This window comes from Stutzerimonas stutzeri (genome assembly GCF_018138085.1).
Taxonomy (GTDB): Bacteria; Pseudomonadota; Gammaproteobacteria; order Pseudomonadales; family Pseudomonadaceae; genus Stutzerimonas; species Stutzerimonas stutzeri_AI.
Map to the genome: position 1 here is coordinate 3,231,305 of NZ_CP073105.1, position 18,270 is coordinate 3,249,574.

The following is an 18,270-nucleotide window of genomic DNA, read 5'->3' on the forward strand; positions in this document are numbered from 1 at the left end:
TTACTCTCCTGCTGGGGGTAGGCCCGACCCGGCGAAAGCTGCTCGCAGCCCTTCGGGAATGGAACGGGGTTTCAAACTCTCGGTGCGCACGCAGGCCACCACGAACTGCCCTTCGCAGAGCAGCAGATCATCCTTCGCTCGCCGTACCTGCTGCTTGAACCGCAGGCTTGCGCGCTTCATCTCTATCACTTCAGCCGACACCAGCAACTCATCGTCCAACCTGGCGGGCGCGTGGTATCGCGCCTCGCTGGAATGCACGACGAAAAGCAGGTCTTCACCCACCAGCTGCGACTGGGCGAAACCCAGGCTGCGCAACCGCTCGGTACGGGCCCGCTCCATGAACTTGAGATAATTGACGTAATAAACGATACCGCCCGCGTCGGTGTCCTCGTAATAGACACGACACCGATGGAGGAACGGTTGAGCATGTGATTCCGCGCGCATACTAGTGCCAGGCCCTGCAAATGCCAATCGGGTGTGACAAAGATTTTTTCTCACTCGGTATCGCCGCTGAAAAGGTCTGCGATCGGCGAGTCAGCCATGCGTTTCGGCAGGTTCAAACCGAAGTGCAGATAGGCGTGGCGGGTGACGACACGTCCGCGCGGAGTGCGCATGATGTAGCCCTGCTGAATGAGATAAGGCTCGAGCACATCTTCGATGGTATGCCGCTCCTCGCTGATCGCAGCGGCGAGGCTGTCGATACCTACCGGCCCACCGTCGAACTTTTCGATGAGCGTCAGCAGCAGGCGGCGATCCTGATGATCCAGGCCGCGCTCGTCGACATCGAGCATGTTCAGCGCCATGTCGGCGGTGCCACGCGAGATCTCGCCATTGCCGCGCACCTCGGCGAAGTCGCGCACCCGGCGCAACAGACGATTGGCGATACGCGGCGTCCCCCGTGCACGTCGCGCGATCTCGACAGCACCGTCGGCTTCTATGGGCAGACCAAGGATGCCCGCCGACCGGGCGACGATGGTCGCCAGGTCGGCGGTGGAATAGAACTCGAGACGTTGCACGATCCCGAAGCGATCACGCAGCGGATTGGTCAGCATACCGGCCCGCGTGGTGGCGCCGACCAATGTAAACGGCGGCAGGTCGAGCTTGATCGAACGCGCAGCGGGCCCCTCGCCAATCATGATGTCGAGCTGGAAGTCCTCCATTGCCGGATACAGCACTTCTTCGACGATGGGCGACAGCCGGTGAATCTCGTCTACAAAGAGGACGTCACCTTCTTCCAGGTTAGTCAACAATGCGGCGAGATCACCCGGACGCTCAAGCACCGGACCGGACGTGCTCTTGATCGATACGCCCATTTCCTGCGCGATGATATTGGCCAGCGTGGTCTTGCCGAGCCCTGGCGGACCGAAAATCAGCGTGTGATCCAGCGCTTCCTTGCGCGCCCGGGCGGCACGAATGAAGAGATCCATCTGCTCGCGCACGACTGGCTGCCCGATGTAATCGGCCAGGCTCAGCGGGCGGATGGCGCGGTCGAACTGCTCCTCGCGGTCACGACCGGTAGCGGTAATCAGACGATCTGCTTCGATCACTAGACCATTCCCTTGAGTGCACGGCGGATCAGGTCTTCACTGCTCAAATCGTCTTCCTGTACGGCGGATACGGCACGGCTGGCCTCTTGCGGCTTGAAGCCCAGCGAGATCAGGGCGCTGACGGCATCGCTCTCGGCGCTTGAGACTGCCACAGCGCCCCTGGGTTCCACCACCAGGGTGGCGATGGACGGCATATTCTCCCAGGCTTTGAAGCGGTCCTTGAGTTCGACCAGCAAACGCTCGGCGGTCTTCTTGCCCACGCCGGGAATCTTGACCAGCACGGAGGTATCCTGCGCTTGAACACAGCGCACAAGTTCGTCGACCTCAAGCCCCGACATCAGCGCCAGCGCCAGCTTGGGGCCCACTCCGTTGAGGCGGATCAGCTCGCGAAACAGTTCGCGATCGCGCTTCTCGGCGAAGCCATACAACAGGTGCGCATCCTCACGCACCACCAGGTGGGTGTGCAGCGTCAGCGTCTCGCCTGTGGCGGGCAGACGATACAGCGTGGTCATGGGCACCTCGACTTCGTAGCCGACGCCGTTCACGTCCAGTATCAGGTGCGGCGGCTGCTTTTCAGCCAGGATCCCGCGCAAACGTCCTATCACTGTGATGCATCCTCTTTCGGCCAGCAGCAAGAGGCAGACCGGTAAGTTATTTCCGAGCCCAGCATGCAAGAGTCAGGGCAAGAGCGTTACAGGCGCAGGCGCCCGCCGCGCCGCTTGGCGCCGGAAAGACCATGCGGAATCAGGCTCTGCCGATGATGGGCATGACACAAGGCGATAGCCAGGGCATCCGATGCGTCGATCTGAGGCTTCTGCACCAGTTTCAGCAAATGCATGACCATCATCTGCACCTGCTGCTTGTCGGCCCCGCCGGTCCCGGCAATCGCCTGCTTGACCTGAGTGGCCGTGTATTCAGCAATCTCCAGCCCCTGCTCTACGGCGGCCACGATCGCGGCACCCCGCGCCTGCCCCAGTTTGAGAGCGGAATCGGCATTGCGCGCCATGAACACCTGCTCGATGCCCATGGTCACGGGACCGTGCAGGCGAATCACCTCGCTGACGCCCACGAACACGGCCTGCAAGCGAGCGGCCAGCTCGCCACTGCCAGTACGGATACAGCCCGAGGCCACATATTCGCAGTTGCGACCGTTATCCCTGACCACGCCGTAGCCGGTAATCCGTGAGCCGGGGTCGATTCCGAGAATAAGCGTCATGCCGTCGCCATACTGTCTATTTATCCAGCCGCCAGTATAAGGAGCTCGACGCATGGCGGCCAGCGGGATAACGAGGCGCGAACATCTGTCGAAAACAGGCCAACAAAAAGCCGGAAGCACCGAGGTCGCTTCCGGCCTTTGGCAGCACCATGGATCAGTCCAACTGTTCCATGATCTCGTCAGGAATGTCCGCGTTGTGGTAGACGTTCTGCACGTCGTCCAGATCTTCCAGCGCATCAATCAAGCGCAGTACCTTCTGGGCGGTTTCCAGGTCGGAGAGCGGCGCTGATATCGAAGGGATCATGGCGATATCCGCCTCTTCGGCCTTGAAACCGGCCGCGCTCAGCGCCTCGTTGACTGCATGAAATTCGGTGAAGCTGGTGGAAACCAGCGCCGAGCCGTCCTCGCCCATTTCCACGTCGTCGGCACCCGCTTCGAGCGCCGCTTCCATCAGAGCGTCCTCGTCCACGCCGGCCGCGAAGCTGATTTGGCCCTTGCGGTCGAACATGTAGGCCACGGAGCCATCGGTACCCAGATTGCCGCCGTGCTTGCTGAAGGCATGACGCACTTCCGCCGCGGTGCGGTTGCGGTTGTCGGTCATGGCTTCGACGATGATGGCGACACCGCTCGGCGCATAACCTTCGTAGGTCAGCTCGACGACGTTGTCGGCCTCGTTGTTGCCCGCACCGCGAGCGATGGCGCGATCGATCACATCGCGCGACATGTTGGCCACCAGCGCCTTGTCCACCGCCAGGCGCAGGCGCGGGTTATCGGCAGGGATCGCCCCGCTCTTCGCCGCAACGGTCAGCTCACGGATGAGCTTGGTGAATATCTTGCCGCGCTTGGCGTCCTGGCGCCCCTTGCGGTGCTTGATGTTGGCCCATTTGGAATGACCAGCCATAACTGCCTCCCTTTCTGATCAACTCTTTCATCTTGCTGAAAACCAAGAGCCCAGGTTTCCCTGGGCTCCGGTGACGCCGTCATTCGGCTTTAGGCTGCTCGCGCAGGCGAATGTGCAACTCACGCAACGCCTTGGCATCAACCGCACCAGGGGCTTGGGTCATCACGTCCGCAGCGCTCTGGGTTTTCGGGAAAGCAATGACTTCGCGAATCGACTGCGCGCCAGTCATCAGCATCACCAGGCGATCGAGACCGAACGCCAGGCCGCCATGCGGTGGCGCACCGTACTTGAGCGCATCGAGCAGGAAGCCGAATTTCTCGTCCTGCTCGGCCTCGTCGATCCCCAGGATGCGGAATACAGTCTGCTGCATCTCCTTGCGATGGATACGGATGGAGCCGCCACCCAGCTCGGTGCCGTTGAGCACCATGTCGTAGGCACGCGACAGCGCGCCGGCCGGATTGGCCTCGAGCTCCTGCGGCGTGCACTTGGGTGCCGTAAACGGATGATGCAGGGCGCTCAGCGAGCCGTCGTCGTTCTCCTCGAACATCGGGAAATCGACGACCCACATCGGTGCCCATTCGCAGGTCAGCAACTTGAGGTCGTGACCGAGCTTGATACGCAGCGCACCCAGGGCCTCGGAGACGATCTTGGCCTTGTCCGCGCCGAAGAACACGATGTCACCATCGACCGCACCGACGCGATCGAGGATCACGTTCAGCTTGTCTTCCGGGATGTTCTTGACGATCGGCGACTGCAGCCCCTCGACGCCCTTGGCGCGCTCGTTGACCTTGATATAGGCCAGGCCCTTGGCGCCGTAGATGCCGACAAACTTGGTGTAGTCGTCGATCTGCTTGCGCGGCATGCTCGCCCCGCCCGGCACACGCAGCGCGGCGACACGACACTTGGGATCGTTGGCCGGCCCGCTGAATACCTTGAATTCAACCTGCTGCAGTTGATCGGCGACGTCGACCAGCTCCAGCGGAATGCGCAGGTCCGGCTTGTCGGAGCCGTAACGACGCATGGCCTCTTCGAACGGCATGTGCGGGAACTCGCCGAACTCGACGCCCAGCACTTCCTTGAACAGCTTGCGAACCATCCCCTCGGTGATGCCGATGATGTCGGACTCGTCGAGGAAGCTGGTCTCGATGTCGATCTGGGTGAATTCCGGCTGGCGGTCTGCGCGCAGATCCTCGTCACGGAAGCACTTGGCGATCTGATAGTAGCGGTCGAAGCCGGCCACCATCAGCAACTGCTTGAACAGCTGCGGCGACTGGGGCAACGAGAAGAAGTTACCGGGATGGGTGCGGCTGGGCACCAGGTAGTCACGTGCGCCCTCAGGCGTCGGACGGCCGAGGATGGGCGTTTCCACATCCAGGAAGCCATTTTCATCGAGGTAGCGACGGATGCTGGTGGTGATGCTCGAACGCAGCTTGAGCTTCTCCGCCATTTCCGGGCGACGCAGATCGATGAAGCGATAGCGCAGGCGGGTCTCCTCGCCAACATCGCTGTACTCGTTGAGCGGGAACGGCGGGGTTTCCGCCTCGTTCAGCACTTCGAGCTCGTATCCCAGCACCTCGATGGCGCCGGATGCCATGTTCGGATTGACCGCCCCAGCCGGGCGCAGGCGCACCTTGCCGGTAATCTTGACGACGTATTCGCTGCGCACCTTGTCCGCGGCGGCAAAGGTCTCGGCGCGATCGGGATCGAACACGACCTGAGCCAGGCCTTCACGGTCACGCACGTCGAGGAAGATGACCCCGCCGTGGTCACGGCGGCGATGAACCCAGCCGCAAAGTGTGATTTCCTGGCCGTCCAGGCTTTCATTCAACTGGCCGCAATAATGGCTGCGCATCATGGTGAGGTTCGCTTCTCGCATCTTGAATTCGTTGGGTCGCTCGACTCGCGACTGGGCAGACGGCGGCTTCTTGGCCCCGCCTGGGTGTTACTCGTCGGCATCTACGGCAGAGGCCGGCGCCATAGCGCCACGCTTCGCGTACGGCACACATGAGCCGTCCGACACAAGCGCGGGATTATATCCGCATAATCGAATCAACGCAGCCGACACCGATAGCCCTGAGCAATCGAGACGATAGCCAACGTCATTGAACCGAGCCCCATCGAAAGCTTCCAATCAGCACATCACCGCGGGCGACAGTGCGTCGCTCACAACGAGTAACCGTTTTCTGGCATAACTATCAGCGAACTCATCAAAACGGGAGAGCAACATGGAAATTGATATCGGTATTGCCGAACAGGATCGCGCCGCCATCGCGGACGGTTTGTCCCGCTTGCTGGCCGACACCTACACGCTGTACCTCAAGACCCACAACTTCCACTGGAACGTGACGGGCCCGATGTTCAACACCCTGCATACCATGTTCGAGACTCAGTACACCGAACTGGCGGTCGCCGTGGACGATATTGCCGAGCGCATCCGCGCACTGGGCTTCCCCGCTCCAGGGACCTACGCAGCCTACGCCAAGCTGTCGTCGATCAAGGAGCAGGAGGGCATCCCATCCGCAGAGGAAATGATCAAGCTGCTGGTGGAAGGACAGGAAGCGGTCGTGCGAACCGCTCGCGGCATCTTCCCGCTGCTGGAAAAGGTCAGCGACGAACCCACCGCAGACCTTCTGACCCAGCGCATGCAGATCCACGAGAAAACCGCCTGGATGCTGCGCAGCCTGCTGGCTGCCTGAGGCGGATCCAGTTCTCCAGAGGGGTGGCCGCGGAAGCGACCACCCCCGCGAACGCTTCTAACGACATAGAACCCTATCGTCAGCGTCGCCGCCGCCTTCCCTCCTCTCCCCGTGGGAGCCTGACGCGCCATCCATTTGAGCAGCGCCTTCCTTTACTGTTAAATACGCGCGCGCCGCAGGCTGGACACATTAATAGAGCGATCGATTCCCCCACGCTCAGCTTCCACTCGTCCAACGCCTGGCGCTTTCTGTCGTGCTTTTTAACTGCGAGTCATAAACAATGCTCAAGATCATCCATGTATTAACGGGCGTCGCTGCCCTGGTATTGTCATTCCTGCCCAGCCTGACCGGCGCGTTACCACTTCTGGTGCAACCAGAAGCGCTGGCCCTGTTGTTTCTGGGGCTATTGAACGTACAGTTTGCCTCGTTTGGCCCCTTGCATATGCATGACCGGGGCCGCCCCGTCCTTCTCGGCGCATCGGTGCTGTTGGTTGTTGCGGTTGCAGTCCAGGCCGCCGTACTGCTGATCCCGGTTACCGCCATTGCCGGTCAGCCCGCAACGCTTGCCAGCCTCATGCTCGCCTTCGTGGCGGTGCTGCTGCAACTGGCGACAGCGCCAGCGAAAAGCCTACCGTCCAGCGATCGCAGCCGCCCCTCGAGCAGTCGCAAGGCCCAATCCCGAAATGCGCCAGCGCCAGCTGCCGGCCGTGAAACCGGCACGGTCAAGTGGTTCAACACCTCGAAGGGGTTCGGCTTCATTTCGCGAGACAGCGGTGACGACGTCTTCGTCCACTTCCGCGCAATTCGCGGCGAAGGCCACCGGGTACTTGTCGAAGGTCAACGCGTCGAATTCACCATCATGATGCGCGACAAAGGGCTGCAGGCCGAGGACGTGGTCCCCAGCCAGTCGACCATCTGATACTTGGCGCCAGATTCAACGCTGGCGCACCACCTCCGTCGCGGCATCAATAGTGCGGCGGAGGCGCTTCGTCCCCTTCTCCGTCCATTCTGCTTTGCATATCTTCTTGCCGCCTGGCGAGCAAAGCCAGTTGCGCCTGCAGGCGCTCGACGGTCCGCTGCTGCGCAACCAATACGTCGTTCAGTGTCTGAATCGTATCGTCTTGAAAGGCCAGGCGCGCTTCCAGATCGATGATGCGTTGCTCCAGCTCCATTACGTCACTCCGCAAAACGAAAGTTGTCTGTAAGCACCAGCTTGAGCTTCTGCCTGATCGCAGCCACCTGAGTCTCGCTATAAGGATTGGCTGCGTGCTTTCCCCAGACGGGCGCCGGCCAAGCCGCATCGTCCCGTCGCCGCGCGATGACATGTACATGCAACTGCGCCACCACGTTACCCAGGGTAGCGACATTCATCTTGTCTGCGCCGAACGTGTCTTTCAGTGTCTCGGCCAACGCCGTCGCCTCTCGCCACAGCATCTGCTGATCCGCCGAATCCAGCTGAAACAGCTCGCTGACCTCCTCGCGGCGTGGCACAAGGATGAACCAGGGGTAGTTGGCATCGTTCATCAGCAGCAGCCGACACAACGGAAAGTCGCCCATGTTGAGCGTGTCCTGCTCCAATCGCGAGTCGAGAACGAACATAACGGCACTCCAAGTCTTGATGAAGGACAGGCCAGCCGAAGCCACGCCTGATCGTTAGCGCAAGAATACTCCAACGCCTGATGCCCTTCAGCGCCCGCAATGCACCAAGCTTGAGCAACAAAAAGCTGCAAGGCCCCGGATTAGAGCCTGCCGTCCTGAGCCGAGGCCCGAACACAGGCGACAAACGCGATTTTTGCGTTTGCGCACGCTTATTGCAGTGAGTCAAAAAGCACCAGCGGAAGGGGGAGAAAAACTGAAATAGCTGCGTTAAGCTTGCCCGCGCTAGTTTCCCCAGCTACACAGTAATTCTCGGAACGTTAATTCCAGGGCTTGCTGCAGGTTTCGAACAACTGGGCAAACAAGGACTGAAATTGAGCTTGTATACCGAAAATAAAGATGCCTCTTTCCGGCGCACGCAGGAAAGCAAGCACCAATTTGAACCAAAGGAGCAATCACGATGAAAGTGATGAAGTGGAGCGTAATCGCCATGGCCGTTGCGGCCGGTACGTCGCAAATGGCATTGGCGTCCAGCCAGTCCGAATCGGAAGGCTTTGTCGAAGGCAGCAGCCTGACCATCCTGAACCGTAACCTGTACATGAACCGCGATTTCCGTGGCGATGCTTCCCAAAGCTATCGCGAAGCATGGGGCCATGGTTTCATCGGCACCTTCGAGTCCGGCTTCACCCAAGGCACCGTCGGCGTCGGCGTCGACGCAATTGGTCTGCTGGGCGTTAAACTTGACAGCGGCGAAGGTCGTGCTTGGCCGGACATTTTCCCGAAGGACAGCGAAGGCAAGCCGCAAGATGACTATTCCTCGGCCGGCGTAGCAGTCAAATTCCGCGTTTCAGATACCGTACTGAAGTACGGCACTCAGTTCGTGGCCCTGCCGGTCTTCTCCACCGACGACGCTCGCCTGCTGCCAGAAACTGCACGTGGCGGCCTGATCACCAGCAGCGAGATCGATGGGCTTGAATTGAACGTCGGTCGCTTCACTGCGCTGAGTGATAAATCCGAAAGCGACCATGACTCCGTTGGCCTTAAAGAGATCAACCTCGTCGGCGGCACCTATGCGCTCAGCGACAGCCTGAGCACCTCGCTGTACTACTCGGACGTAAAGGACGCGTTCGAGAAGATCTACGGCAACGTTAATTACAACATGGCGCTCGCCGCAGACCAGTCGCTGGCTTTTGACTTCAATATCTACCAGACCGACTACGAGTCAGAATTCACTAACACTGGCAGCGACGAAGACAACACAATCTGGAGCCTGGCAGCCACCTACGGCGTTGGCGCTCATAAATTCACTGTCGCGTATCAGAAGTCGCATGGTGGCTACGACACCAATGGCTATGTCTACGGCATAGACGGTGGCGGCACTATTTGGCTAAGCAACTCAGTCCAGTACTCCGACTTCTATTACGAAGACGAGCAATCCTGGCAGGTCCGCTATGACCTCGACATGGCCGCCTACGGCGTTTCGGGCCTGAGCTTCATGACCCGCTATGTAGATGGCAGCAACATCAACATGGGCGCTGGCAACTCGGACGCGGAAGAACGCGAATGGGATATGGAAGCCAAGTACGTGTTCCAGGAAGGTCCTGCCAAGGATCTGTCTCTGCGTGTTCGCCAGGCGTTCTATAACGCCACCAATGGTCTGGATAATGACCTGAGCGATACCCGTCTGATCGTCGAGTACCCGCTGAGCATCCTGTAACCCAGGCTTATTAGCTTTAGCTCGAGCAACACGATAAGCCCGGCCCACGCCGGGCTTATTCGTTGTGGCTAACGACCAGCCGATCGATTCTGTACGCCATCGTGGCGCCGCCGTACAATGCCGAGTCATTTTTCCGCTCTGCAAGGACACAACGGCCCACATGCGCACCAGTCAGTTCCTGCTCTCGACCCTCAAAGAAACCCCTTCCGATGCCGTGGTCATCAGCCACCAATTGATGCTGCGTGCCGGAATGATTCGCAAGCTGGCTTCCGGCCTCTATACCTGGATGCCGATGGGGCTGCGTGCACTGCGCAAGGCTGAAGCGATCGTGCGCGACGAGATGAACAAGGCCGGCGCGCTGGAAGTCCTGATGCCGGCCATCCAGCCTGCCGAGTTGTGGCAGGAATCCGGTCGCTGGGTCCAGTACGGTCCTGAATTGCTCCGACTGAAAGACCGGCATGATCGCGAGTTCTGCGTCGGCCCGACCCATGAGGAAGTCATCACGGATCTGGCTCGCAACGAGCTCAACAGCTACAAGCAGTTGCCGATCAATTTCTACCAGATCCAGACGAAATTCCGCGATGAGATTCGGCCCCGCTTCGGCCTGATGCGCGGGCGCGAATTCGTGATGAAGGACGCCTACTCTTTCCATGCCGATCAGGCTTCGCTGCAGGAAACCTATGACCGCATGCATCAGGCGTACTGCAACATCTTCACCCGCCTGGGGCTGAACTTCCGCCCCGTACAGGCCGATACCGGTTCGATCGGCGGCACCGGCTCACATGAGTTCCACGTATTGGCCGACTCTGGCGAAGACGATATCGCCTTCAGCGACAGCTCCGACTATGCGGCCAACATCGAAAAGGCCGAAGCCATCCCGCGTGAGGCTGAGCGTGGCGCACCCAAGGAAGAGTTGCGTCTGGTCGATACACCGAATTGCAAGACGATCGCGGCGCTGGTCGAGCAGTTCCAACTGCCTATCGAAAAGACCATCAAGACGCTGGTCGTGCGCGGCGCTGAGAAAGGCCAGTTGGTCGCGCTGATCGTTCGTGGCGATCACGAGCTGAACGAGATCAAGGCGGCGAACCTGCCACAGGTCGAAAGCCCGCTGGTGTTCGCAACCGAGCCCGAAATCCGTGCCGCGATGGGCGCAGGCCCTGGCTCCCTCGGCCCGCTGAATCTGCCGGTCAGCTGCGTCGTCGATCGCTCGGTCGCGCTGATGAGTGACTTCGCCGCTGGCGCGAACCAAGAAGACAAGCACTATTTCGGCGTCAACTGGGAGCGCGACCTGCCGTTGCCGGAAGTGGCCGATCTGCGCAACGTGGTCGCTGGCGACCCGAGCCCCGACGGCAATGGCACGCTGGTTATCAAGCGCGGCATCGAGGTTGGCCACATCTTCCAGCTGGGGACCAAATACAGCGAGGCGATGAACTGCTCCGTCATGGGCGAGAACGGCAAGCCAGTCATCCTGACTATGGGCTGCTACGGTATTGGCGTCTCTCGAGTCGTTGCCGCAGCCATCGAGCAGAACTATGACGAGCGAGGCATCCTCTGGCCCGAGGCCCTGGCGCCTTTCCAGATCGCCCTGGTACCGATGAAGTACGAAAACCAGGCAGTGCGCGAAGCAACCGACAAGCTATACGCGGAGCTGACGGCTGCTGGCTACGAGGTGCTGCTCGACGACCGTGACAAAAAGACCAGTCCCGGCGTCAAATTCGCTGACATGGAGTTGGTGGGCATTCCGCATCGCATCGTCATAGGCGACCGCGGACTCGCCGACGGCACACTGGAATACAAGCATCGCCGTGATGCCGAAAGCCAGGCCGTACCGGCCGCTGACATCCTCGACTTCATCAATTCGCGCACCAGTCGCTAACGGAAATCATGCTCAACCGAAGTGCTTCAATCTGCGCCACGCTTTGCGTGGCGCTTTTTATGGGTGGTTGTGCCAACCAATTGCCCCAACGCAGCGAGCACGAGGCTCGCACCGAGCGCAAGCTGCTTGACCACAGCCTGCGTATCGAGCTGGGCGAGCCGCTGCTGGAGCTGCCTCAGCGTCGAATCCGAGTGCTCGACCAGAAGACCTTCGAAGTCACCGACTTCGAAGTAACCCGTCGCTATGACCGGTATACGCCGTATCAACCGTGGCGAGAGCTGTACGAAATTCCGCTGGGTGCTGTCGCGGTGGTCGCCGGCATAGGTGCCAACGTGCTCAACGTCGTGATGCTCGGCCATCTGCCGGAAAGCGCCACGCGCGACTGGATCAGCTATGGCTTTGCCGGTCTCAACCCCTTCGTCAATGTCGAATCCAATGGCCGCTCGCAACAGAATCTCGCCAGCCTCGACGAGCAGCGTCGCGACGCCCGACTCGAGTATTCCAGCTTGCCCTGGGCCGAGCGGCCCGTGCAGGTCGTAGCGGGCAGCGAAACCCACGAGCTGACTACCGATCGCAATGGCGTGCTGCGGCTGAACCTACTCGACGGCCCGTTCGCCGACCAGGACATCAGTCAGGTCGGCAAGCTCCAGCTGCAGGTCGAGGATCCACAGGACGCGACCCGTGCTGACGCAACCTTGCTGGTCAGCCGCAGCCTGCGCGGCAAACTGGTCGAGGCCCACGACCTCATCTTCAACGATCTGGAAGGCGATGATGTCGAGCAGTGGGTGCATCGAGTCAAGCGCCTGTCGGAACTCGGACTTGAGGAAGAGGCCAGTGAGCTCGAGCAGAGCCTGATCGAATTGACCCGCAACGATCCCGATCTGCAGCAGCAGTTCCTTCACAGCCTGATGCAGGACGCCGGTCGTCAGGTCAGCGATCCGGGCGAAGACTGAGGCCGCTCCGTGAAGTCTTTCCGGTGGCTGTTGCTGATGACGCTGGTAACGGCGTGGCCGGTGGTTGCAACCGTTCGCCAAGCGCCGGAACTGGAGCTTCGCGAGCTGATGCAGCGGACCGTGGCGGAAGCCGAAAGCTTTCAGGATCGATTCGACGCCGAGGTCTGGTTGCTGGACATGTCGACACGCCTCAAACGCTATGTCGCTGATCCACAGGAGCGCCTGACGTTACTGCGCCTGGTGCATCAGGAGGCCAGCAAGGCTGGATTGAAGCCGGACATGGTGCTGGCTCTGATCCACGCCGAAAGCCGGTTCGATCGCTTCGCCATCTCCAGCGTCGGCGCGCAAGGGATGATGCAGGTGATGCCGTTCTGGAAGGCCGAGCTGGGCCGCCCGCAGGACAATCTCACCGACAACGCCACCAACCTTCGCTACGGCTGCACCATCCTCAGCTATTACCTGAAAAAGGAGAACGGCGATATCAACCGTGCCCTTGCGCGCTACAACGGCAGCCTCGGCAAGCCTCAGTACCCGGCGAAGGTCATCGGGTTCTGGCAGGACTTCTGGTACGTGAAACCCTGAAAGTTACGCGGCGCTTTCCCCTAGCGCTGCTGCCTCAACGTGTCCAGCCGAGCGAGCAGTCCTTCCTTCGTCTGCTCGCCAACCAGATGCTCGCGCACCACACCGGCGGTGTCCACGATATAGGTCACCGGCAACACCGCACTACGTGGCAAATCCAGGCGGTCGGCCGGATCGACACTGAGCACGCGGAAGGCAATTCCCAGGTCGTCGGCCGCTGCGGCCAACTCGTCACCCTGCAAGCCGTCGAAGTTCACCCCAAGCACCGTAACGTCATCCCCGGCGCTGTCCAGCGCGTTCAGCTCGGGAACCTCGGTCCGGCAGGGACCGCACCACTCCGCCCAATAGTTGATGACCAGCCACTGACCCTCGAGCTGTTGCGCCGTGACAGCCGAGCCGTGCTGATCGACGCCCCAATCTTTCCCGCAGCCGGCCAATGCCAGACAGATGAGCACACCGAACAAACCTGCGGATCGCTTGATCATTTTCGTTTCCTTGCTACGTAGCGGTGCCGTGATCATACCCGTCGCGCCTGCAGCCAGTCGGCAACGCTGCCTCCGAAGAGGCTGGCCTGCTCCTTATGAAGCAGTTCCAGGGTCTGGCGCAGCGTCGGGTACCAGGGCTCGTTGAGATGATCCGGTAGCGCCTGCCTACCCGAGAGAGGCCAGGGATTGCAGCGCAACAGCTGATCGAAGCTGTAATGATTGAGGTCGCGGCAGAGCACCCACCCGGACGACCCGGTGCGGCATACCAGCTGTTCGCGCTCGAAGAATTCGAAAATTTCATCCCATTCGTCCTCCGGCAACTGCCAGCCGTTTCGATGCGCGTCGCGCAAACGCACCTCGCGGCCGGCCTGCTGGCTCTCGTAAAGCACGCGTAACAGCCCGAGCATGACCAGCAGACGTGGCACCGAGCGCTGGCGCCATTGCTGCGAAGACGACAAGCCGCACACCAGCTCCGCGCCGAACAGCACGATCATCCAGGAAAGATAAACCCACAGCAGAAACAGCGGCACCGCTGCGAAGGCGCCGTAGATCAGTTGATAGCTGGGAAAATAGCTGACGTACAAGCCGAACAACTGCTTTGCCGCCTCGAACAGTACGGCCGTAAACGCCCCTCCGACCACGGCGTGCCGCAGCGGCACCCGGGTGTTCGGCACAGCCGCGTAGATCAAGGTGAAGGCCGCGATGCTCAGCACCAGCGGCATCGCCTTGAGAATGGTGCGCGCGCCGACGACGGCGTGCGGCCCGGAGATCAGCGACAGCGAGGTGATGTAGGTGCTCATGGCGAATCCCGCGCCCAGCAACAACGGCCCCAGGCTCAGGATGGCCCAGTACAGCAGAAAGCTGGAAATACCACGACGGGGTTGGCGCACGCGCCAGATGACATTGAAGGCCTTTTCGATGGTGAGCAGCATCATCAGCGCGGTTGCCATCAGAAAGCCCACGCCGAACCAGGTGAGCTGCCTGGCCTGATCGGTGAAGGCAACCAGATACTCCTGAATGGTTGCGCCGGTGGATGGAATGAAATTGTTGAAGATGTAGAACTGTATCTGCTCGCCGACGCCCTGGAACGCGGGGATAGCCGAGAGCATCGCGAAGGTCACCGTCATCATCGGCACCACCGCGAACAACGTCGTATAGGTCAGGGCTGCAGCGCTGTGAGCCCCACGGTCGGCCAGAAAACGCTGCACTAGAAAGCGGACAAACTCGACGAAATCCTTGATCCGTTGCTGCATCCCATCCCCTCGGTGCCTGCGACAATTGCCCACCCACACTTGCGGGCTTGTGACAGAGCGAAAGCCTACCTGTGCAGACAGCCGCCTGCGAGCAGCGTTTCAAGCCTTGCCGCTTTGAAGGTTAGAATGACGGCCTACCCTGGCGTGAAGCAAACCACAAATGACCGAACTGACTCTCTATCACAATCCACGCTGCTCGAAGTCACGTGGCGCGTTGGAATTGCTCGCACAGCGCGGCCTGACGCCCAAGGTGATCAATTACCTGGAAACGCCCCCGTCCGCTGAAGAACTTCAGCAGATCATTGCCCGCCTGGGCATTCCGGCGCGGCAACTGCTGCGCAGTGGCGAGGAAGAATACAAGACCCTTGGCCTGGCAGACCCGAGCCTCAGCGACCACCAGCTCATCGAGGCGATGGTCGCGCATCCCAAACTGATCGAGCGGCCGATCCTGGTCGCAGGCGAAGCCGCAGTGATTGGCCGTCCACCCGAGAAGGTGCTGGAGATCCTGCCATGAGCGCGCCCTATATCCTCGTGCTGTACTACAGCCGCCACGGTGCCACCGCCGAGATGGCGCGGCAGATTGCCCGAGGTATCGAGCAGACCGGCCTCGAAGCGCGGCTACGCACCGTGCCCGCGGTATCGACCGAGTGCGAAGCAGTAGCGGCTAGCATCCCCGAGCAAGGTGCGGTCTACGCGACGCTGGATGACTTGAAGAATTGCGCCGGGCTGGCACTCGGCAGCCCGACCCGGTTCGGCAACATGGCGGCGCCCCTGAAGTATTTCCTCGACGGCACCAGTGGGCTCTGGCTGACCGGCGAACTGGTGGGCAAACCTGCCGGGGTCTTTACCTCAACGTCCAGCCTGCATGGTGGACAGGAGTCGACATTGCTGTCGATGCTTCTCCCATTGCTGCACCACGGCATGCTGGTGCTCGGCCTGCCCTACAGCGAGAATGCCTTGCTCGAGACTCGCGGCGGCGGCACGCCTTACGGCCCGAGCCATCACGCAGGCGCAGACGGCAAGCGTCTGCTGGACGAACACGAAATTGCCCTTTGCCGTGCCTTGGGTCAGCGCATCGCGGACACCGCCAAGCGCCTGGAGAATGTCCGTGGCTAGAAAACCCAAACCGCTTCCAACACTGGAATGGCTGACACCGCGGGTCAAACTTGCCCGTGCGATCAGCCTGGCCAGCTTCATCGGTCTCGCTGTACTGCTGGTCGTCTGGAACCTCGTGTTCGCCGATCTGCACGGGGCACGCATCTGGGTCGTGGTCGGCATTCAGCTGATTCCGCTCCTGCTGGTCGCCCCGGGCATGGTCTCCGGCAGCCCACGGGCGCACGCCTGGACCTGTTTCATCGTCAACCTGTACTTCATTCAGGGCGTACTGGCCGCCATCGACCCGGCCCGGATGCTCTACGGCTGGCTGGAGGCGATCATCAGCCTGACCCTGTTCATTGGCGCCCTGCTTTACACCCGCTGGGCTTACCAGTACGAACGCAAGGCAGCAGGGGAAAACTGAGTCGCGTGCCGGAGCAGGACTACAACTCCTGCTCTGGTGCCAGCCGGGCTTATTGGCGTAAAGAGGCCTCGCGCACCGGCGCTGGCCCGAACTTCAAGACGGAACGCGCACAGCCATCACGGCCTGGGCGCTGCTACCAACCGAGCGTTTCCTTGAGAAACGGAATAGTGAGCTTGCGCTGCGCCTGCAGTGAAGCCTGATCGAGCCGGTCGAGCAGTTCGAACAAGGCACTCATGTCTCGAGCGCCGCGGGTGAGAATGAAGCGCCCGACATCATCGGGCAAGTTCAGCCCACGCCGCGAGGCACGTAGCTGCAGCGCGCGCAGCTTGTCCTCGTCGGACAGCTCCTGCAGCTGAAACACCAGCGAAAGGCTCAAGCGGGACTTGAGGTCCGGCAGCTGTATCGCGATCTCTCGCGGCGAAGCATCGGCGGCGAGCAACAGACGCCGTCCGCTGTCGCGCAATCGATTGAACAGATGGAACAGCGCCTCTTCCCAGACGGGATCGCCCGCGACCGCCTCCAGGTCATCCAGGCAGACCAGCTCGCTCTGCTCCAGATTGTCCAGCAACGCCGGCCCGTACTCGGCAACCTCGGCCAGCGGCAGGTAAACGGCAAGCTCGCCGCGCTGCTCAACCCGCAGGCACGCGGCCTGTAGCAGGTGGCTGCGCCCCACCCCGGCATTGCCCCAGAGATAGATCAGCTCGTCAGACCAGCCGGCCTCGGGCGAGCAGACACGCTCGACGTAGCCCAGCGCAGCGGCATTGGCGCCCGGATAGAAGTTGGCGAAGGTGGCATCGTCGCGAAGGCGGATGCCCAAAGGCAGCTGAATGGGTTTCATGGTTGGCGGGGCGGATCGACCGGAGGCTCTGCGTAAAGGTCCGAGAGTTTATAGAGATCATGCACGTGGCGCAGCAGAACCATGATCACCGCGGCCACCGGCAGCGCCAACAGTACGCCAGTGAAGCCGAACAGCTGCCCGCCCGCCAGCACGGCGAAGATCACGGCAACCGGATGCAGACCGATCCGGTCTCCCACCAGCAACGGCGTCAGCAGCATACCTTCGAGCATCTGCCCGACCGTGAACACCGCGGCCACGCCCAGCAGCGGATACGGCTCCAGACCGAACTGGAACAGTACGGCGACCACCGCCGCGCCTATACCGACCACGAATCCCATGTACGGCACGATGCTGGCAAGCCCAGCCAGCACGCCGATCAGCAGCCCAAGCTCGACGCCGACCAGCATGAGCCCGGCAGAATAGACCACGGCCAGCGCCAGCATCACCAACAGCTGTCCGCGGAGAAACGCGCCAATGACCTCGTGACACTCGCGCATCAAAGCCATCACCGTCTCCTCCCGGCGCCGCGGCAACAGCGCCCGCAACTTGGCCATGATCAGATCCCAATCGCGCAGCAAGTAGAAGCACACAACCGGTACCAGAAAGAGATTCGCTAACCATGCCAGCAGCGCAATACCCGAGGCGGTAGCCTGGCTGAGAATGATCGCGACCACGTCCTTGGTGCTGCCTATATTCGCGGAAAACGCACTCTTGAGCTGATCGAAACGCCAGAAGTCCTCCTCCAGACCAAACTGCATCTGCACCCAGGGCAGCGCGGTAGCCTGAAGCCAATCGAGCCCCAGCGGTGCCAGCTGATAAAGATGCATCAACTGCTTGCCCAGCATCGGCACCAATACCAGCAGCATCAACAGACAAAGCAGCAGGAACAGCGCAAACACCAGGATCACGCCCCAGGTGCGCGAGAGCTTCCAGCGCTCCAGCCTGTCGACCAGCGGATCACCCAGGTAGGCCAGCAGAATCCCCACCAGAAAGGGTGAGAGGATCGGCGACAGCTGGTAAACCAGCCAGCCGAGCAGCAAGAGCGCCGCCAGCCAAAGCCAGCGGCTGGTGGGGGTGATGGTCATGGTCAGTAC

Annotated in this window: 21 protein-coding genes; 9 read left to right on the forward strand and 12 right to left on the reverse strand. The window is 61.0% G+C overall.

The window, feature by feature from the left end:
• The 6 genes from ybgC to aspS form a co-directional block, all read right to left on the reverse strand.
• A complete protein-coding gene (ybgC, locus tag KCX70_RS14835) occupies positions 1–444 on the reverse strand; it encodes a tol-pal system-associated acyl-CoA thioesterase (RefSeq protein WP_021209195.1) in 444 nt (147 codons plus the stop codon).
• A gap of 50 nt (positions 445–494) precedes the next feature.
• Positions 495–1,547 (reverse strand): Holliday junction branch migration DNA helicase RuvB, encoded by a 1,053-nt coding sequence (gene ruvB, locus KCX70_RS14840; RefSeq protein ID WP_021209194.1) that lies wholly within the window; start codon positions 1,545–1,547, stop codon positions 495–497.
• Positions 1,547–2,152: a Holliday junction branch migration protein RuvA gene (gene ruvA, locus KCX70_RS14845; RefSeq protein ID WP_102852248.1), complete on the reverse strand. Its 606-nt coding sequence runs from the start codon at positions 2,150–2,152 to the stop codon at positions 1,547–1,549. The genes ruvB and ruvA overlap by 1 nt, the downstream gene beginning before the upstream one ends.
• 86 nt (positions 2,153–2,238) lie before the next feature.
• Positions 2,239–2,763 (reverse strand): crossover junction endodeoxyribonuclease RuvC, encoded by a 525-nt coding sequence (gene ruvC, locus KCX70_RS14850; RefSeq protein ID WP_102852249.1) that lies wholly within the window; start codon positions 2,761–2,763, stop codon positions 2,239–2,241.
• 154 nt (positions 2,764–2,917) lie between these two features.
• Positions 2,918–3,664: a YebC/PmpR family DNA-binding transcriptional regulator gene (locus KCX70_RS14855; protein WP_212618007.1), complete on the reverse strand. Its 747-nt coding sequence runs from the start codon at positions 3,662–3,664 to the stop codon at positions 2,918–2,920.
• Positions 3,665–3,743: 79 nt separating this feature from the next.
• The gene (gene aspS, locus KCX70_RS14860; RefSeq protein WP_102852391.1) at positions 3,744–5,519 is read right to left on the reverse strand and encodes an aspartate--tRNA ligase; all 1,776 of its coding nucleotides are present in this window, start codon (positions 5,517–5,519) and stop codon (positions 3,744–3,746) included.
• Positions 5,520–5,889: 370 nt separating this feature from the next.
• On the opposite strand from aspS, the gene KCX70_RS14865 reads away from it, so the two are divergent.
• The gene (locus KCX70_RS14865) at positions 5,890–6,360 is read left to right on the forward strand and encodes a Dps family protein (protein ID WP_102847221.1); all 471 of its coding nucleotides are present in this window, start codon (positions 5,890–5,892) and stop codon (positions 6,358–6,360) included.
• A gap of 280 nt (positions 6,361–6,640) precedes the next feature.
• Complete coding sequence (locus KCX70_RS23445) at positions 6,641–7,279, forward strand: cold-shock protein (protein ID WP_212618008.1); 639 nt, start codon at positions 6,641–6,643, stop codon at positions 7,277–7,279.
• Between the two features lie 46 nt (positions 7,280–7,325).
• Here KCX70_RS23445 and KCX70_RS14875 read toward each other — a convergent pair whose 3' ends face one another.
• Positions 7,326–7,532: a SlyX family protein gene (locus tag KCX70_RS14875; protein ID WP_021209187.1), complete on the reverse strand. Its 207-nt coding sequence runs from the start codon at positions 7,530–7,532 to the stop codon at positions 7,326–7,328.
• A 4-nt stretch (positions 7,533–7,536) separates the two neighbouring features.
• Complete coding sequence (locus KCX70_RS14880) at positions 7,537–7,959, reverse strand: HIT family protein (RefSeq protein WP_021209186.1); 423 nt, start codon at positions 7,957–7,959, stop codon at positions 7,537–7,539.
• 457 nt (positions 7,960–8,416) lie between these two features.
• Here KCX70_RS14880 and KCX70_RS14885 point away from each other — a divergent pair, with 457 nt between their 5' ends.
• The 4 genes from KCX70_RS14885 (at position 8,417) to KCX70_RS14900 (ending at position 13,084) form a co-directional block, all read left to right on the forward strand.
• Complete coding sequence (locus KCX70_RS14885) at positions 8,417–9,673, forward strand: OprD family porin (RefSeq protein WP_212618009.1); 1,257 nt, start codon at positions 8,417–8,419, stop codon at positions 9,671–9,673.
• A gap of 160 nt (positions 9,674–9,833) precedes the next feature.
• On the forward strand, positions 9,834–11,549 hold the full coding sequence (locus KCX70_RS14890; protein WP_212618010.1) for a proline--tRNA ligase: 1,716 nt from the start codon (positions 9,834–9,836) through the stop codon (positions 11,547–11,549).
• Positions 11,550–11,557: 8 nt separating this feature from the next.
• A complete protein-coding gene (locus KCX70_RS14895; protein WP_021209183.1) occupies positions 11,558–12,502 on the forward strand; it encodes a hypothetical protein in 945 nt (314 codons plus the stop codon).
• A gap of 36 nt (positions 12,503–12,538) precedes the next feature.
• Positions 12,539–13,084 carry a lytic transglycosylase domain-containing protein gene (locus KCX70_RS14900; RefSeq protein ID WP_212620352.1) on the forward strand — a complete coding sequence of 182 codons (546 nt, stop codon included), beginning with the start codon at positions 12,539–12,541 and terminating at the stop codon, positions 13,082–13,084.
• A gap of 20 nt (positions 13,085–13,104) precedes the next feature.
• Here KCX70_RS14900 and KCX70_RS14905 read toward each other — a convergent pair whose 3' ends face one another.
• Together KCX70_RS14905 and KCX70_RS14910 are read right to left on the reverse strand one after the other, a co-directional pair.
• The gene (locus KCX70_RS14905) at positions 13,105–13,566 is read right to left on the reverse strand and encodes a TlpA family protein disulfide reductase (RefSeq protein WP_212618011.1); all 462 of its coding nucleotides are present in this window, start codon (positions 13,564–13,566) and stop codon (positions 13,105–13,107) included.
• A gap of 32 nt (positions 13,567–13,598) precedes the next feature.
• On the reverse strand, positions 13,599–14,819 hold the full coding sequence (locus KCX70_RS14910) for a virulence factor BrkB family protein (RefSeq protein ID WP_212618012.1): 1,221 nt from the start codon (positions 14,817–14,819) through the stop codon (positions 13,599–13,601).
• 160 nt (positions 14,820–14,979) lie between these two features.
• Here KCX70_RS14910 and arsC point away from each other — a divergent pair, with 160 nt between their 5' ends.
• Genes arsC through KCX70_RS14925 form a run of 3 tightly spaced genes read left to right on the forward strand, consistent with a single transcriptional unit; the run spans position 14,980 to position 16,338 of the window.
• Positions 14,980–15,333, forward strand: a complete 354-nt coding sequence (arsC, locus tag KCX70_RS14915; protein WP_212618013.1) for an arsenate reductase (glutaredoxin) — start codon at positions 14,980–14,982, stop codon at positions 15,331–15,333.
• Positions 15,330–15,935 (forward strand): NAD(P)H:quinone oxidoreductase, encoded by a 606-nt coding sequence (gene wrbA, locus KCX70_RS14920; RefSeq protein ID WP_212618014.1) that lies wholly within the window; start codon positions 15,330–15,332, stop codon positions 15,933–15,935. The genes arsC and wrbA overlap by 4 nt, the downstream gene beginning before the upstream one ends.
• Entirely contained in the window at positions 15,928–16,338 is a 411-nt protein-coding gene (locus tag KCX70_RS14925) for a DUF2069 domain-containing protein (protein ID WP_021209177.1), read from the forward strand. Before wrbA ends, KCX70_RS14925 begins: the two co-directional genes overlap by 8 nt.
• 133 nt (positions 16,339–16,471) lie before the next feature.
• On the opposite strand, the gene hda is transcribed toward KCX70_RS14925, so the two are convergent.
• Together hda and KCX70_RS14935 are read right to left on the reverse strand one after the other, a co-directional pair.
• Entirely contained in the window at positions 16,472–17,176 is a 705-nt protein-coding gene (hda, locus tag KCX70_RS14930) for a DnaA regulatory inactivator Hda (protein ID WP_212618015.1), read from the reverse strand.
• Positions 17,173–18,261: an AI-2E family transporter gene (locus KCX70_RS14935; protein ID WP_212618016.1), complete on the reverse strand. Its 1,089-nt coding sequence runs from the start codon at positions 18,259–18,261 to the stop codon at positions 17,173–17,175. The genes hda and KCX70_RS14935 overlap by 4 nt, the downstream gene beginning before the upstream one ends.
• Positions 18,262–18,270: the final 9 nt, after the last annotated feature.